The sequence below is a fragment of the Halalkalibaculum roseum genome, from assembly GCF_011059145.1.
Taxonomy (GTDB): domain Bacteria; phylum Bacteroidota; class Rhodothermia; order Balneolales; family Balneolaceae; genus Halalkalibaculum; species Halalkalibaculum roseum.
In genome coordinates this window covers 565,804-582,976 of sequence record NZ_JAALLT010000004.1, presented here as the reverse complement: position 1 = coordinate 582,976, position 17,173 = coordinate 565,804, and the positions used below count along the sequence as shown (strand labels likewise).

At 43.7% G+C, this 17,173-nt stretch carries 7 protein-coding genes; 1 reads left to right on the top strand and 6 read right to left on the bottom strand.

Translation table 11 applies throughout. From position 1 onward, the window contains the following. Positions 1-23: 23 nt before the first annotated feature. The 4 genes from G3570_RS14445 to G3570_RS14430 all read right to left on the bottom strand — a co-directional run bounded on the left by G3570_RS14445 (position 24) and on the right by G3570_RS14430 (position 14,186). Positions 24-4,127 carry a hybrid sensor histidine kinase/response regulator transcription factor gene (locus tag G3570_RS14445; protein ID WP_165143534.1) on the bottom strand — a complete coding sequence of 1,368 codons (4,104 nt, stop codon included), beginning with the start codon at positions 4,125-4,127 and terminating at the stop codon, positions 24-26. A 93-nt stretch (positions 4,128-4,220) separates the two neighbouring features. Beyond that, positions 4,221-7,292 (bottom strand): ATP-binding protein, encoded by a 3,072-nt coding sequence (locus G3570_RS14440; RefSeq protein ID WP_165143533.1) that lies wholly within the window; start codon positions 7,290-7,292, stop codon positions 4,221-4,223. A 174-nt stretch (positions 7,293-7,466) separates the two neighbouring features. After that, the gene (locus G3570_RS14435) at positions 7,467-8,270 is read right to left on the bottom strand and encodes a DUF6090 family protein (RefSeq protein ID WP_165143532.1); all 804 of its coding nucleotides are present in this window, start codon (positions 8,268-8,270) and stop codon (positions 7,467-7,469) included. A 3-nt stretch (positions 8,271-8,273) separates the two neighbouring features. Beyond that, positions 8,274-14,186, bottom strand: a complete 5,913-nt coding sequence (locus G3570_RS14430; protein WP_165143531.1) for an ATP-binding protein — start codon at positions 14,184-14,186, stop codon at positions 8,274-8,276. 213 nt (positions 14,187-14,399) lie between these two features. Here G3570_RS14430 and G3570_RS14425 point away from each other — a divergent pair, with 213 nt between their 5' ends. Then, complete coding sequence (locus tag G3570_RS14425) at positions 14,400-14,537, top strand: hypothetical protein (protein WP_165143530.1); 138 nt, start codon at positions 14,400-14,402, stop codon at positions 14,535-14,537. A 212-nt stretch (positions 14,538-14,749) separates the two neighbouring features. Here G3570_RS14425 and G3570_RS14420 read toward each other — a convergent pair whose 3' ends face one another. Both G3570_RS14420 and G3570_RS14415 read right to left on the bottom strand, forming a co-directional pair. Continuing rightward, on the bottom strand, positions 14,750-15,505 hold the full coding sequence (locus G3570_RS14420) for an antibiotic biosynthesis monooxygenase (RefSeq protein WP_165143529.1): 756 nt from the start codon (positions 15,503-15,505) through the stop codon (positions 14,750-14,752). A gap of 12 nt (positions 15,506-15,517) precedes the next feature. Further along, positions 15,518-16,840: a PP2C family protein-serine/threonine phosphatase gene (locus tag G3570_RS14415; RefSeq protein WP_165143528.1), complete on the bottom strand. Its 1,323-nt coding sequence runs from the start codon at positions 16,838-16,840 to the stop codon at positions 15,518-15,520. Positions 16,841-17,173: the final 333 nt, after the last annotated feature.

The following is a 17,173-nucleotide window of genomic DNA, read 5'->3' as shown; positions in this document are numbered from 1 at the left end:
ATAAACCAGAATTGTCAGTAAAGTCAAATAGACAACTTCCTAAATGCTGACGGGCTTTTGCCATACTGTTTCTTGAAAGCGCGGGAAAAATAGGCTTGGTCATTAAATCCCACTTCGAAGCAGACTTCGGCGATGGTCTTATCCGTCTGATTAAGCAGCTCAGTTGAACGCTGTAGTCGTATTGACCGTATAAAAGTACCGGCCGGTTGCTCTACGAGGGCATTTAGTTTCCTGTTGAGCTGGGAAACGCTCATATTGAGGGAGTATGCCAAGTGTTCTACACGGTATTCCTCATCTTGAAGATGCTCATTGATTACATCAATAGCTTTCTTCAAGAAAGCCTGATCAACCTTACTCTCTGCAATAGCTGAAGGTTTGAAATAGGTAGCCTTGCTGTATTGTTTTCTCAGATTCTTACGCTGTTCAATAAGAGTTTTAACCCGAGTTTTCAATTCCCGAGTATGATAGGGTTTGGTCAAGAAGGCGTCTATACCAACTTCAAGGCCTTCGATTTTTGCATCCAGCCCGGCCCGGGCAGTGAGCATAATAACAGGGATGTGGCTGGTTTTTTCGTTATTTCGAATTTTTTCACTGAACCGGTAGCCATCCATTTCAGGCATCATTAGGTCGGTGATAATCAGATCGGGAATTGAAGCCTGAGAAACTTCAACTCCTTCTCTTCCGTTTGCAGCCTCCATTATTTTGTAATCATCTTCAAGCTGTTCACGGATAAAAGAGCGAACTTCAGCATTGTCTTCCACGATCAGGACAATCTCTTCGTTTTCTGACAATATGCTCCCGAAATCGGGCAGGGCGGGGTACTCTTCTTTAGCAGTGGAGGAAGCCTGCACACTCAGCTCCTTTTCTTCTTGATTCTGAACATCAGAATCAACCAAAGGAAATTGAATCACAAATTCGGTTCCAACTCCTATCTCGCTAAACGCACTGATTGAGCCTTGATGGAGCTCTATCAACTCCCGGGCCAGCGCAAGGCCGATACCCGTGCCTTCATGTTTGCGTGTTACCGTTTGGTCGGCCTGGTAAAATCGGTCAAAAATATGCGGCAGTTGTTCTTCCGGAATGCCCATTCCGGTATCCTTCATCCGAATTTCAATCAACCCAGAAACCGGCAGGTCTATTGAAAGATCGATACGACCGCCGGATTCAGTAAATTTGAACGCGTTGGAAAACAGGTTTAAAAATACCTGTTCCATTTTTTGATCATCAAAATCCATGTTTATGACAGGTCGTGATGAATAGAAATTGAGCTGGATTTGATTGGCATCTGCAAGTGACTCAAACGAGAAAAAGATATTTTTGAGGAATGAAACGATGTTATGTTGACTTGTTTGCAACTCCATTTTTCCGGCCTCCAGTTTGGATAATTCCAGGAGCTGGTTAATAAGGCCTAGCAGCCGTTCTGCGTTGGTATTAACGGAGAGCAATTTTTCTTTCTTCTTGCGGTCCTCCTCAGCCTGAAGCAAGGTTTCGGTCTGACCCAAAATGAGAGTCAGTGGTGTTCTGAACTCATGAGAAATGTTTGCAAAGAATTGTGATTTTAGCTGGTCGAGATTTCTAAGCGTGCCGGTTTGAATTTTTTCAATCTCGAGCTCATTTTTTAAATTAAAGCGGTTCAGTTCGTATCGCCGCAAGGAATAAAGTACGGAAACAAAAACTATCAGATACAGACCATACGCCCACCAGGTGTGCCACCATGGGGGAGTCACGATTACTGCCAAAGCCAGTCCCTCTTCATTCCAGATACCGTCATTATTCGAGCCCTTTACCCGGAATGTATATTCGCCATGCGGCAGATTGGTATAAGTTGCGGAGGCAAGATTGCCGGATTGTATCCATTCTTCATTAAATCCTTCAAGCTTATATGCGTATTCATTCTTTTCAGGAGAAGAGAAGTCAAGAGCAGCAAATTCAAATGAAATTACGTCATCGCGGTGTGAAAATGTGATGTGATCAACTTCGGAAACTGCAGCATCGAGCAAGCCGCGATCTGTTTTATAAGAGATCGGGTGGGCACCCAGTTTGATCCCGGTAAGTACTACCGGGGGTTGATGTGGGTTGTCATAAATATCGTCCGGATAAAAATAGTTGAGTCCCTGTATTCCACCGAAAAAAAGCTCGCCGCTATCGCTGCGGAAATAGGCACCGGTATTAAACTCATTGCTCTGGAGACCGTCCTTAACGTCAAAATTTCGAAATGTCATACGTTCCGGGTTGAACCGGGAAAGCCCTTTGTTTGTACTCAGCCAGAGATTCCCAGCACCATCAGGCAGTATCCCATAAACTACTTCATTGGGCAGGCCATCTTGCTCAGTGATGTGTTCAAAGGTCCCCGCTCTGTAATCGAACTTATTGAGCCCGCCTGAGGTGCCAATCCAGAGATACTGTTCGGGTTGAGCGGGATCTTCAAGGATAGATTTTATATGATTGTTACTAAGGCTATTGGGCTGATCGGGATTGTTTAAAAAGGTGGTAAAGGTTTCACTTTTGGTGTCAAAACGAATCAGCCCTTCTGCGGTTCCCAGCCAAAATATTCCATTTATATCCTGGAATATGACCGGACGGGCTATCCCGATAGAGTATTCCGACGACCGGTATCGAAAGTGTTGGAATGAACCCGCCTGCTCATCTATCATTTTGCTAAAGTAATTGTACGTGGCTATCCAGATCGTTCCGTCACGGTCTTCAAACACAGCATTTACTTCCTGATCGCGAAGGCCGGAATCGTCTCCCGGTAAATATTTATAAAGCTTGGTTTGATTGGTATTCGGATTGAGCCGGAATAATCCCTGTGATGAAGCAAACCAAAGCATTCCATCCGATGCCTGAATCATGGAATAGGCACCGGTATTTCCGAATTTATCGATCATACCGGAACCCGCTTCATAGCTTTTGAGATCCCCGGTTTGGCGGTTCCAACGGTACAAAACATCTGCACTTATCCAGACATCACCTGAATTGTCTTCTAGTATGGAGCGAATGCTAAAACCTGCGATTCGTGAGGAAGGGTCCGGAGTTCTTTTAAGCGTTGAAAACCGGTTTGCTTTGAAATCATGAATATTAATGCCGAGACCCGAGGTTCCCGCCCAAAGAATACCGGTGTCATCTATCAAAAGACTGGAGATGATATTAAAACTGAGAGACTGCGGATCAAACGGCTTGTGCTGATAATAGGTGTATTGTTTTGTAGAGGGATCGAAGCGCATCAGTCCTGCGACAGTTCCAAGCCAGAGTTGCCCGTTTTGGTCTTCCGCAATTCTATTGATACTTCCCCATCCATACTCGAAAACCTCATACTTATTTGGATAGAATTCGTAGTTGCCGGAGTACCGGTCAAACTTTACAAGTCCGCTTTGGACTCCAATCCAAAAAGTACCGGCACGACTTACATGCATGGCTGTGATTTTGTGTTCTCCCGAGCCTGCAGGTGCTTCCGGGTGTTTGGTATCAAACTGAGTTCGGGTAAATGCCGTACTGCTTTCCTGGAATTGATTGAGGCCTTCCTCTGTGCCAATCCAAAATGTTTGATCTTCATCAAAAAACAGATTGCCCACCCTGTTACTGTTCAGACTACGATCGTTGGCCGGGTCGTGCAGATATTGCCTATAGCCGTAATTGCAGCCATCACTCTTATCTACAAGAATTTCAATCAGTCCGTCGCCTTTGGTCGCGATCCACATATTTCCGTCAACGCCCTCCGCAATATCCGTAATTTCATTGGTTACTAAACTTTCTCCTGTCTCATTTTCCAATGGGACTTTACAGAAAATTCCGGTTTCTGTATTTAAAATATTGATATCCCCGGTTAATGAACCGGTCCAGATATTTGCATTCCTATCTTCAACCAACCTGGTAACATACGCATTGGAAATGGAGGTGGAGTCGAATGGATTGTGCTGATAAACCACAAAATTACGGCCGTCATACCGGTTCAGCCCGTCTTTGGTACCGAACCACATAAAACCGCGACTGTCCTGAAGAATAGCATAGACGGCATTTTGTGACAGGCCATCGTCTATGGTTATATGTCGAAAGTTAACCTCTTGCGAGAATGCATCCGAAGCAATCAGACAGAAAACCGATAATATGAATCCTTTTAGAAATTGCATGTAGCATCGTGTCCCGTTTGAGATAAACTAACCCAAAGTAATTTCTTGAATATAGTCTTAAGCTTTATAAATATAATCATTTGAGGGTCAGTTTTATGTTTTTACATTTTCCGGAAGCGAAATACAAAACGTGGTTCCATTTTCCGGGTCGGAATTAATACTCATTGTTCCACCATGCGCCTTGACGATATCATTGGAGATACTCAGTCCCAGTCCGGTACCTTGCGTGCCTTTCTTCGTGGTAAAAAAAGGCTGCAGTATCTTATCCTTTAATTCATCCGGTATCCCGGGGCCATTGTCTTCGATTTCGAAGGTAACGGTACCACTATCTCTTTTGGTACGGACAGTGAGATTGGGCTCATACTTTTTATCAGGATGTGCTGATAGCTGTCGGCTGTCAGCTGTCAGTTTTTCCTTTTCTCTCATTGCATCAAATGCATTGTTGCACAGATTCAAAATCACCCGGCTGAAGTCTTCTGCAATCAGGTTTACATCATCGATGGACGCATCCAGATTCATTTTGATGTCTACATTGATAGGCTCTGCTCCGGCACGCATGCCGTGATAGGCCAGGTTCACATATTCTTTAATCAGAGGGTTGAGCGGTGTGGGTTCCGGCTTGCCGTCCCCGCCACGGGAGTGCTGGAGCATCGACTTGACGATAGAGTCGGCCCGTGAACCGTGTTCGTAGATTTTGCGAAGGTTGGATTCGATGTCGTCCAAAATAGCTGTCAGCTGTTGGCTGTCTGTTGTCAGCTTTTCTTTCACTTCCTCTCTTGCTTCCTCAATCAACTCAATACTCACATCCGAAAAGTTATTCACGAAGTTGAGCGGATTTTTGATTTCATGGGCGATACCGGCAGTGAGCTGGCCCAGGGAAGCCAGTTTTTCCTGCTGTATCAACTGATCCTGCGTGGCATGAAGCTCATTCAAGGCCACTTCGAGACGGTCCCGTTCTTCAAGAACGAGCCTTGCCTGTTGCTCTGCCGCCTGCAGATCCTCAAACCGCTGATAAGCAAGATCAAAAACCCCGGCAAAACGTTTCAGCGTATCCAGTGCTTCCTGGGGCGGATCTGGGACTTCTCCGGGAAGGCTGTATCCGATTTCACCATGCGACGTTCGGGCAATGATAAATGTGAGACCTCCGATCTCCTGAATGTCCTTCTCCGTCGGTGCATTCGGGTCGGCCTGCTCGTACCGGCCGTGGGTATTCATATTTTCTATATAGTCCCATGCATCATCTGCACTGAGGGGCATAATATATACAGGATCAGAGCTTCTTTCCCATTTAGCAAGACCGGGTATACTATCATGCACGAATTTCGGAATTCGAATAATCATCCCGATTCGATTACCATCTTCGGAGGTCATCGACATCTCATAGGACTCCTGCCTCCAGCGCATATGCCAAAAATAGTCCGCCTTGTGACCCAGTGAAATGAATTCCTTACGCATATTCACCACGATATCGAAGAGATCAGATGACTTTTGCATGGCCGTTACCTGGGCACGCACCCTTTCAAGTGCCAGTTCGATTTCGGATTCACGAGCCCTTTTTTCAGATTTTTGCAGGTCGAGAAAGCGGGTATAAGTCTGTTCAAAAACTTTGGCAAAACGCTTAAAGATGGAATGATACTCAGGTACTTCATCATATGTGATGAACATCAAATATCCCTGTTTGAAATAAGCTATGTGATCAACCTGCTTTTTGGGTAGCGTTATACCGGCTGATTCTAATTCATCAAATATCTTGTCAAGTGTAGGCAGGGAGGCCATATATCTATACGTTTCCTCCAATTCCTTACCCGCGTTTTTCTCGATGTATAGAGGCTCATCTTTATATGAATGCTCGGTAATGCGTTTAAAAATGTCTTTATCGGTAGGAGTATCAAATGGCTCAATAGGCCTTCCATCACCTGAACTCACCCATTGAGATATCACTGTTTTATCCTCATTAAAAATATTAAAACCGCAACTCCAAGGGTTAAGTCCCAAATCCTTGATCTGACTGAACATTTCGGATGCAGCTTCAGTCAATTCATCGCTGGATTGCATGGCCATGGTTCGGGATCGCACTTTTTCCAGGGCTGTTTCAATCTGTGCCTCCCGTGCCTGTTCTTCGGCCTTTTGCAGGTCGAGGAAGCGGGTATAGGATTGTTCAAAAACCTTGGCAAACCTATTCAGAATATCCTTTTCACCCTCTGTTATAGGACTTAGCTTTGTTGTAGCAATTGTTCCGTATTGATGCTTGGCCCAGATTTGGTACAAATCATTTGGTACGTCGGAAATCTTGAAGATGGGGTCTGAACTCGCAGAATACAGATAGTCAAACCACTCCTTAACCTCATCGCCATGAACTTCAAGTTCGATGAATTTGGAAGAGGATTTAAAATCCCTGTAGAAGTCGGACATCGTCTCATCAAAGTCCAACGGAAAAGTAGCGGGGTTTGGCTGAAAGTTTCCTTCAAAGTCAGTTGACCAGGTCAGTACATATCCCTCCTCCACATGAAAAATATCGATCCAGGATCGGTATACATCAATATCCAGAATCCGTAACTGTTCAAAAACAGTACGGGCAACTGAGGCCAGTTCGCCACTTTCTTGCATCGCCATAGATGCCGAACGTACTCTTTCGAGGGCTGTTTCAATCTCAAGTTCCCTGTTTTTGTATTCCAGTTCAGTGGTTCTGCGTTTTATAGCATCTCTTAATTCCTGATTTTCCTTTGAGACTTGTTCGAAACCTATTGTTTCTCCTTCATGTGCTTTTGAATCGGGAACTGAAAAATGCTGGTAAATAAATCGCCAGCCATCACTCGTTTTACGGAGCATGGAGGAGAAACGGAATTTTCCATAAAAGGTCCATTCATCACCGAACAGTAAATATGCGTCAGCCAATTCGGTTATAAATACAATCCCATCATAATATTGTGCTGTAAGCTTACTGTTTCTCTTTTGTGTTTTTCCCGAAAGCTGATCTGCAGTTGCATCAAAGAATTGTGTGGTATCCACTTTATTCAAAAAATCTTCAGCCACTGTGGAACCGACAAAACGATAGTCCTCGTCAAGGTAATGATCATAGGTTTTAACATCACCGTTCAGATAGCTATGCCACCACTCTTCATAGATCGGCATTATTTCCGCTTCCTGTTGTTTTGTTAATTTCATGGGATTACATTAGCTGAACATTTAAGGGATATTGGTCCAATTCCTGATCAATCAGATTTAAAATTAGTTCCACCCGTTCTTTGAGAGCCTCCGATTGGATATTTGTCGAAAAGTGCCAGGACCCGAATGTCATTCTTTTCTTCTAAGAGTTTTTGGCGAAATTTGAAGTAAAAACTAATCATAGAGGTAAGATTTGATTTCTTCCTGAAGGGACATTATTTGAGTAGAACGAAGTTCCAATTGGCTTGTCATGTTGAAAGACCGTCCAAGGTCTCCGATGAGGTAAGACTCAAATTCCGTCTCTTGTAAAAAGTTCTCTATCTGTTTTTGTGTGTCTATATTTCTTTGATCCTGAATAGATTCCATCAAAGTATAAAATCCTTTGTTTCCATCGCTGGTCAACACTTGATCAGACGTCTTTTCAGTCAAAAAATCATTTGGGACAGCAGCCATTAAAGGCTCAAAGGAGTTTTCCAGAAATCGAAGCGTGGAGGAAAGCACATCTTCTCTTTGTTTGAAATTGGAATAGTATTCGACCAATTTTTTCAAAAGTTCTTTGTTGGAGAATTTTTCAAAGGCTCCTCCGCTTTTGGCTGCTTCAAAAGTTGCATCAAAACTGATCGCCGATTCATTGTAATAGAGCGGTTCGGTATGTATTCCAAATTCCTCAGGTTTCACTCCCAGGTCTGGGTTTCTCACCCGATTGAGTAGCCAGGACAGGTTTTCAATTCTGTTTTTGTAAAAGGTGGAGAGATGCTTCATTTTCTTTTGATCATTCTCCAAGTCATCCAAAATAGTCTGATAGAAAGTTTGCTCACTGAGTTGATGTTGACGTTCCTCTTTCCAGGTGTTGAACTGCAGGGCAATCAAAATGCCTATCACCACTAGTAGGATCTCACCGATGGCATAGAGCAGATACTTTCGAACATTGGCCTGCTCTATAAGATTTTTACGAATTGTGCGGAAGAAATTTAGCATGCTTTAAGTTGTGAGTTTAATAGTAAAAACCGTTTTTCCCGGTTGAGAATGAACGTCCAGGTTTCCACCGTGTGCCTTCACAATATCGTTGGTAATACTAAGTCCTAGTCCGGTACCTTGAGTCCCTTTCTTTGTGGTAAAAAACGGTTGAAGAATTTTGTCTTTTGCACTTTCCGGAATACCGGTGCCGTTATCTTCGATCTGGATTACAGTGCCGGTTTCCATTTTCCTGGTTCGCACTGTAAGTTTTGGGTTGTACTTTTCCCCGTTTACTCTCACCTTTTCCCTCATTGCATCAAACCCATTATTGCACAAATTCAAAATGACTCGCGAAAAATCCTCAGCCACTAGAGGGATCTCACACACATTCTCATCCAGCTGCAGGTGAACATCTACATTTATCGGATTATTTCCTGCACGCATCCCATGAAAAGCCAAATTGGCGTATTCTTTAACGAGAGCGTTCAGTCCGGTGGGCTCCATTTTGCCGTCGCCTCCTCTGGAGTGCTGAAGCATCGATTTAACAATACCATCGGCCCGTGAACCGTGTTCGTAGATTTTGCGAAGGTTGGATTCGATGTCGTCCAAAATAGATGACAGCTGTTGACTGTCAGCTGTCAGCATTTCTTTCACTTCCTCTCTTGCTTCCTCAATCAACTCAATACTCACATCCGAAAAGTTATTCACGAAGTTGAGCGGATTTTTGATTTCATGGGCGATACCGGCAGTGAGCTGGCCCAGGGAAGCCAGTTTTTCCTGCTGTATCAACTGATCCTGCGTAGCATGAAGTTTATTCAAAGCTATTTCAAGACGGTCGCGCTCTTCGCGAATCAGAAGTGCCTGCTTTTCTGCCTTCTGCAGATCAAGAAATCGGGTGTAAGCACGTTCAAATTCTTTAGAAAACCGTTTTAAAATGCTTTTTTCTTCTTCCGAAAGTTTGCGACGGATATTTATCCCAAAACAGCCATAGCGCATGTACGCTTCTGAATAGTAGATACCATCAGGAAAATATTGAGCTTTCAGTTTTTCGGCTCCCGACAAAAGCTCCTTCCAGACGTCAAAAAATCCGGCGATATCCGGCGGAGGTATAAATTCTTGCAGGACCTCTTCAGGGTTTGCCCAGGCTTCAAAGCAGGCTGCTGTATAGGGTTCTGATTTATCGAGCGGATAGGTGACTTGTTTACTTTGCAACGAAGCTTCACCGTCATCTTCTTCAAACCAACTGGCCCAAAACTGATGGGTTTGATTGGCTTCATCCGGAAGCCATACGTAGGAAAATTCAGATGGGATGCCAAGGAGGATAAGTTGCTCATGAAATGCATTTGAAATAGAGTTTATTTCATCCGAATGCTGCATCATCATACTTTGAGCCCTGGCGCGCTCCAGTGCAGCCTCTATTTGTGCTTCCCGAGCTTGTTTCTCAGCTTTCTGCAGATCAAGAAATCGGGTATAGGTTTGTTTAAATACGTTGGTAAAGCGCTTGAAAATGTCGACGGCTTCCGGATTGTGGTTCAGTGAGATGAACATCAGATGGCCATGCGAGAAAAAACCACAATGTGTGACCTGATACCGGGGCAATTCAGCGCCCGCATCAACTATAGCTCTCATAAATTCTCCCACCACAGGGAGTGTATCCATATAGCTATAGGTTTGTGCCAGTGATTCCCCTTCAGATTCGAATACCAGGAAATCGTCACCCCGTCGTTTTGATTGCCGGATGGTCTTGAAGAAGACATCTTCGTTGAGCGGTATTTTTAGCGGATCCCCCATTTTTCCGTCCGGCCCTGTATTGTAGCCTATGAAATAACTGTCATCTTCAAACCAAAGGCTAAACCCGCACGACCATAATTCGATACCCAGATTTTTAATTTGATCAAACATCAGTTCAGAAGTCTCTATGAGCTCATCACTGTGCTGCATAGCCATCGTGCGGCTTCTCACTCTTTCCAAAGCTGTTTCGATCTGAGCTTCGCGGGCCTGTTCTTCAGCTTTTTGAAGATCAAGAAAACGGGTATAGGCCTGATCAAAAACCCTCGCAAAACGCTTGATGATATCAATGTTTTGCTCGGCTAATTCTTTCCCTTCAAAATCATTGATATTAAAAACGGCATTCTTCACTGCAACCGTTGAAATGGTATAGGTCGGGCTTTCGAATATCATGTTTAAAATATCCTTAGGTAAATGCCTGAATTCAGCAGTGTGTTCAATCACATATTCATAGAAAGAATCTTTTTCTTCTTTTGAATAGCATCCTACAAAGTAATCCAGTTGCTTTTCGAGGGCGTTGTAAAAATCTATAGGTATTGGATTATCAAAGTAGGGCAGACGATAATTGGTGATGACCAGACCATCTGCATTGTCTCCACAAACGTATGCATTCAGATCTCTAGAGCCCTCAATTCTGGTCGCAATACCCACTGCTGTGAAAGGAATCTGCAGGTCTTTAAATTTTTCGAAAAGAACTGAGACTACTTCAATCAGCTCCTCACTCTTATGCATGGCTAAGGAACGGGAGCGTACTTTTTCCAAAGCGGTTTCAATTTGAGCTTCTCTGGTTTGTTTTTCGGCTTTTTGCAGGTCCAGGAAACGGATATAGGTTTGCTCAAAGACCTTGGTAAAACGTTTTAAGATCTCATTTTCTTCATCGGAAAATCTTTTACCGAAGTGATTGATGATGAAAATGCTGACAAGTTTGCCAACACAACAGGATCGGGTATAGCCACCCGGTGCAGACAGGACTTCTTTTTTCTCTTTCTCACTCAGCTGAGACCAGGGTTCATGTTCAAAAAGAAACTTAAAAAACTCTTTCTTCTGCTCATTATTAAACTCTTCAGTGAAAAAGCCGGGTTCACCCTTAAGTCGGTTAAGAAGGTTGTTGTAAAAGGGCTTGTCATAGGCAGGAATAAGCACCTCATCCGAAGTATCAGCGGTTCCACCGGCTCCCCAGCAACGAATTTCCTGGTCAATTTCCTGATTTAGAGCTATAAAAGATCCGCCATTGTTACCAATGCCTAAACCTAGCAGCTCTTCATGTACGGTATGGATCACCTGTTGCAGCTCAGAAGTGTGGTGCATAGCCATCGACCGTGACCGTACTCTTTCCAATGCTGTCTCGATCTGGGCTTCCCGGGCCTGTGCTTCGGCACGTTGCAGATCGAGGAAACGAGTGTAGGTTTGCTGAAATACCTTCGCAAAACGTTTGAGGATTGCATTTTCCTCTTCGTTATATGGAGTGCCCGTGAAGTTTTCAATATAAAGCCCGATATCTTTTTCAATAGCGGTAGATATAGCCAGCCCGGGGCAGTTAAAATAAAATTCAGTCGCCTTTTCCGTAAGTCCTTCAATGTGGGGCAGCATCGTTTTATAGAAGCTGTTTTTCTCTTCAAAATTAAGCTGCGTGGTGAAAAATCCTGTCCCGGTTTTTTTTGCTTTCGTGAATTGCCGATCCCAAATGGAATCCAGATAGGGAACGGTAACTTTAGCCGGGAGATCCTGTGTTTCAGCCACCCAAAAACTCCAGTCTTTTTTGGGCTTATAATCCACGACGATACCGGCATGCTCTGCATTGATATTAAATTGTGCCAGTTGATTGAAGATTACCTTTACGACGTTCTGGAGCTCTGCACTGGTCTGCATTCCCATGGATCGGGAACGTACTCTTTCCAATGCTGTCTCGATCTGAGCTTCGCGGGCCTGTGCTTCGGCTTTTAGGAGGTCGAGGAAGCGTGTGTAGGTCTGGTCAAATTCTTTTGCAAACCGATGTAGGATAGACATCTCCGCATCCGTCAGAGACACTCCGGAATAATCATTTATGAAGATGGCCGTATTTTTTTGAAAGGCTATAGTAGTGGCATACGTTTCAGCGGCAATACAATACTCTTTTACCGGTTCCGGTGTATGTCGGAAATCGGTATGCTGAAAAATATGATTCAGAAAAGATTGGTTCTCTTCGGCTGAGTATCTTTGGATAAGCTCTTTTTGGCCCTGCTCTCTGGCTTTCCAAAGGTTTGAAATTACGGGATGGTCAAAATAGGGAAGGTGAAAGTTTGTGGCCGTTTCAAACCCTTCATTGGCCATCCACTCGTTCAGATCTTTTGAATCTTCATTGAATGTTATAAGAGCAACACCGTCATGTACTGGTATTTGAAGGGACTCCATCAGTTCAGATATGAGAGCGATTACATCCCCCAGCTCATCTGATTTCTGCATGGCCATGGTTCTTGCCCGTACACGTTCCAGGGCTAATTGTATTTCAGCCTCACGCGTCTGTGCTTCCGCTTTTTGGAGGTCAAGAAAGCGTTGATATAAAGTGCCAAATTCAGCAGCTATTCGCCTCACAATATCTTTTTTTTCATCTGTTGGCTCCCGATGATGGGCAAAGCCGATGTACCCGAACTTGCAGTAGCCTTCCGTAATGAAGAGGCCCTCAGGAAAATCTTTAATTTCCGGTACGGCGTTTTTGGGTATGGTAGAAATGATGTCCCCATAGACTTCCCACACATCCGGCAGGATTTCAGGCGGATATTCGTTGACATTGACCGCATTTGGCGTGCTTTTTTTCCACTTTTCGGCGGTGTCAACCCAGTCATCTACTACATTTAAATCAACTTCCTGTTCAGCAAAAACCCGGTAACCATTTTTACCGGTGGTTCTGAAGGTTAATGTGTTTTTCTCTTTATTGATCAGGGTTAAAACGGCATGGCTGGGATTTATACCCAGGATATCAAATTGTTCGAAGAGGGTGGAAAGTACGCTGCTTAATTCCGAGGAATTATGCATGGCCATTGCAGCAGCTCGTACCCTCTCCATAGAAGCGATGATTTGTGCCTCCCGAGCCTGTGCTTCGGCTTTTTGGAGATCAAGAAAACGCCGGTAAGCTAGGCTGAAGGCTCCGGCCATTTTAATTACAATTTCCCGGGTATCTGCCGAAGGTGGACTAATCAGATCGATACTCAATATACCATGAGGATGTCTGGCTATCGGATTCCACTGATGAGTCAGCTTTCCATTGGCCAATGCTTCCCTGAAGCCAGCTGCAACTGAAGGATCTACTTTTTTCCATTCGTCAATGGCTTTCTCAAGCTTTTCTACAGGATAATCCAGAACAAAATAGTCGTCGCCTGATTCCTGAATCATCCTCCAGGGTTCTCCCAGAAGATCATATTTATTAGGATTGTACCGAACAGTGGCGCTGTTCGGATCACCCATATTACCCGGACTGGAAAGATCCCAGGCAGTAACCATGCCATCCTTATCGATCAGCCAAATACTTACCCCTGTCAGACCTTCCACCTGCAGATTATTGAGTTGGTTTAGCAATTCCCGGTTCACTCTATTGAGGTCATCGGGGTGTTGCATGGCCATGGATTCAACCCGAACCCGTTCTATGGCTGCTTCAATCTCAAGTTCGCGGGTTTTATTTTCGAGTTCTGCGGTGCGACGCTTCACGGCATCCCGGAGCTCCAGATTCTCCCGGTGAATTTTGTCGATCGCCAGGGTTTCGCCTTCCTGAACTCTTATGTCCGGAAAGGAACCATGCTGACTAGCTATTTTCCACCCTTCTGGAGTTTCCCTTAAAAGAGTTGAACTTCTGAATTTTGAGTAGAACGACCAGTTGTTCTCCGCGAGGGTGTAAATGTCACAGAGTTCAATGATCTGAACCAATCCGTCAATCTCAGCGGTACTGACTTGCCGGTTTCTCATTTCGACGTTGCCGATGAGCTCTTCCATTTGCTGCTTAAAGAATGCAATACCTCCGGCTTTTGTATGGCATCGTTCCGTTTCGGAGGTACCGATCATCTCGAACTTGTCATCCAGTGTTGCGGAAAATGCATCGAGATCTCCGCCCTGGTAGCTGTTCCAGAAGATGTCATACACGGATCGAGCTTCTTCAAGCTGTTGTTGAGTCAGTTTCACAAGCTCATCCTCAATTGTATAATGTAATCCAGAATGGCAACCGGCCTGTTTCGGTTACCGATGTACTGCTCTCTGATCTGAGGTCTGAGGCATGTCCAAACAACCGCCGACATTATTTTGGGGATGATAAAAGCTAGATATTTGCAGCGGTTATTCTTCACAATTCATTGGATATGGAGTGATATATGGTTTCTCATCAGCATGGTAGTAACCATGATGCGTCATTATAAATACATTATTACCCGACTTTGGCTGAACGGACATCGTACCGGCAGAACAGTCACATTATCATTGGTTAGGATCAGCCCCAATGGTAACGCCCAGTTTCCCTTCATCGCCGGTAATGGATGACTTCTTGAATCCCCAAATTCCTTGAAAGTTAGATACAAGGATCAGCTCAAAGCAAGACTTGTAATGAATGAATTTTTAACAATATAGCCATAAACCGTAAAATGACAAGCCCCTGCCTGTATATTCCCTCTTCTTGAATGAATTTATACTATTTCAGAAAGACCCTGTTATTAACTTGCACATTATCATGAAAAACAAAGACACAAGGATCACTAAAATTTGGTTGCGAAAACCAGGGTAAACTTACTGATATCAATATCTCGGTTGCTTACAGATACGGTGCCGGAGGCCTGATTTTCCAGTGACATCTTCCATTGATATAATTCTGCAAGCGTATGTTGAACTTTTTGCAACAGGCCCCGGAAGGTCCCTTTTTTTTCGTATCGTTCAACCGCCTCTAAATTATTCCATATAGTAAAGGAAAGTACCTCATTTTCGTTTTCTGAATTGTCGATAATAAAGGCGTAGTGGCAACCCGGAACCTTGGCTAGTTCCGGTTGAATATCATTATAATAGATTCGATTAAATTCCTCTTTTTTTCCCGAGATAAGACTAAGGGAAAGAATTCGGAGATATTTTCTGGTGAAGGTCATCTGATCGGCTACTGAATCGGGTTCCAGTTTGGCCCGGTAACTTCTTATGGTCGGTTCATTATTAATCGGCTCATAGTTTAATTTATGTTCTTTTGAGAGTTGAATTTTCCATTCGGAACTTCCCTTCATATAAGGTCTGACAAGGCCGGTGTTTTTTTCGAAAGCACCCGACTTCACATAGGCATCAATCTGATTACTATTTTTCCACATCGTTAAAGATACCACCTGGTTGGGTGTGGAAATATTTTGAAGCAGTCCGGCAAAAATGCAGCCTGGAGTTTCCCGCAATACCGGTATAATGTTTTGAAGATAAACGGATTCGAATTCTTCCAGTTTGCCCGGTATCAAGGTGGTTTCTAATAAACGTACAAGCATAGTAGTACAGGTCTAATTGATTCTGGAAAGTACAATCATGGTCATATCATCAAATAACTGTTGATTGGCATTGTGATTTAAACTTGCCGCAAAGATGCTTTCCATAAGTTGGTCACCGGATACTTTGGAATTCTCTACTAAGAGTTTTTTCAGGGTATGCAAACCAAAAGGTTCGTCCTCCTGGTTGCGGCTGTCAATAATTCCATCGGAGAACACGATCAGCTTATCACCGGGCATGAACTCTATGGATCCTTCTTCATAAAACTGTTCTTGAAAAATTCCCAGGGGAATTCCTCCGTTGGTAAGCCGGGTAAAGGTACAATCCGGAGTTATCAATATTGGATGTTCATGACCTGCATTGGAATAGCGCATCGTGTGTGACTCGGTGTCGAGAATGCCCAGGAAAAGGGTGGCAAATTTTTCACAATCGGTACAATGAAATATCTGTCGATTGGCATCACGAAGCAAAGAACCAGGTCTTGGCAGGTAGTTTATTTGTCCCCTTAATATTGCCTGTAAGTTAGACATCAGTAGCGAGGCAGGCATACCTTTTCCGCTCACATCCCCCAGGCAGATTGCCCATCGGTTATCATCTATTTGAATAAAGTCATAATAGTCACCCCCTACGGAATGCGCCGAGATATTCCTCCCAAACAACCCGTAGTTATTTATGGTAGGATGTTCCTTGGGCAAGAGTTTTTTCTGAATTTTACCAGCAAGGTCTACTTCTTTTCTCATATCAGAAAGCTCCTGTTCCTCATGGTGGAGCCTTGCATTTTCCACTACTTGTGCTGATTCCGAGGCAATGATGGTAAGTAGTCTGAGGTCATCTTCTGTGAATCCCGTTCCACCTTTTTTATTGTATATGGTAATCATGCCAATGAGTTGGGAGCGAACCAGCAGTGGGGCAGATATGATGGAATGGATGCACTCTTTCCACCCAACATTGGAGAAGCGGTTATCAGAAGCGGGATTATTTACAAGAAGAGGGCTCTTGTTGGTTCTCATCCACTCCACGATACTCTGGTTGAGATGCACTTGGGACGGATCCTGTGTTCCAATAGCGCTTCTGGCAAGCGTTTTACCAAGACGGTGGGCATGCTCGTCAACCAGCGTGATATCCCCCTGTTCGGCATCGAAGGATCGAATAGAGTGGCGAATAATGATCCTCATGATCTCCTCGCTATCCATACTGCCGCTGATAGCCAAGGCAATTTCATTCAATGTTACCAACTCCTCAACGGCTCTGCGTAACCTTGAATTTTCTTCAGACAAATTCTTTATCTCATTGGTGAGATCATCAACTTCCTGTGAATATGAAAACTCAGAAGTCATATATGCCTCTAGAGATTGGAGCCTGTGGTTTTTATTTAAAGACCAAACAGGCCAACGGGCCTTCTACTAACTCAACATCATCTACTTATAATTTAGAATATTTTCTGTGATTATGAAGGATAATTTTCATCCTAATTAATATATGTTTAGGGATGTTCGCGCCAATCCTTGAGTTATTCTTAAGAAGCTGAAACGATAATCATAAGGGCAAATGAAAGGTCTGTATTCATTACTAGTTTGCCTTAACTCATTATCTTGTTTAGATTGAATTTAGAATGTCATTAAAAGAGGTTACAGTACCTTTGCTAATTATTCGAGGTAAGAAAAACAATT

Coding starts and splice junctions, on each gene's coding strand:
- G3570_RS14425 (WP_165143530.1), top strand. CDS start 14,400: ATGATGCGTCATTATAAATACATTATTACCCGACTTTGGCTGAACGGA.
- G3570_RS14435 (WP_165143532.1), bottom strand. CDS start 8,270: ATGCTAAATTTCTTCCGCACAATTCGTAAAAATCTTATAGAGCAGGCC.
- G3570_RS14445 (WP_165143534.1), bottom strand. CDS start 4,127: ATGCAATTTCTAAAAGGATTCATATTATCGGTTTTCTGTCTGATTGCT.
- G3570_RS14415 (WP_165143528.1), bottom strand. CDS start 16,840: ATGACTTCTGAGTTTTCATATTCACAGGAAGTTGATGATCTCACCAAT.
- G3570_RS14420 (WP_165143529.1), bottom strand. CDS start 15,505: ATGCTTGTACGTTTATTAGAAACCACCTTGATACCGGGCAAACTGGAA.
- G3570_RS14440 (WP_165143533.1), bottom strand. CDS start 7,292: ATGAAATTAACAAAACAACAGGAAGCGGAAATAATGCCGATCTATGAA.